The 359-nt window shown below is 49.3% G+C and carries 1 protein-coding gene; it reads right to left on the bottom strand.

Features of this window, described 5'->3' with window-relative positions; translation table 11 throughout:
* Positions 1-132: 132 nt before the first annotated feature.
* Positions 133-359 (bottom strand): abortive infection family protein (locus KDM89_RS20525; RefSeq protein WP_212689708.1); only part of this gene is annotated, 227 nt, incomplete at its 5' end.

Raw genomic sequence — 359 nt, 5'->3', positions numbered from 1 at the left:
GGAAGAGCCGATCGGCGTTGAGCGTTTATTGAAATTGGCAGAAAAACGTTAAGCCGCGCTAGCTTGTTTGTCGTGACAGCATCGATCAAAGCAAGAAGTTGCTGCGATGCCGTTCCAGTTTCGACGTAGCAATTAATGACCTACCTTGGTGCTGATGTAATTGAAAATGGTGCGACTCGCGTTCACAGCCAAATGAGCTTCCGCTTCGCCCAGTAGATCTTCAGAGGGATGTGCGACGCTGCCATTATTTCGCAGCGAATTTAAGGCGTCGATGGCATGCGCAAAACCCTGTAGCACACGCCCCAAATCTTTATCGTACGAGCCTAGAGACTTCAGGACGGAGTGATTTTGACGCAAAA

The organism is Cognatundibacterium luofuense, assembly GCF_018139685.1.
Lineage (GTDB): Bacteria > Pseudomonadota > Gammaproteobacteria > Burkholderiales > Burkholderiaceae_D > Undibacterium > Undibacterium luofuense.
The sequence above is the reverse complement of the archived record's forward strand: the minus strand, read 5'-3'. Positions and strand labels throughout refer to the sequence as shown.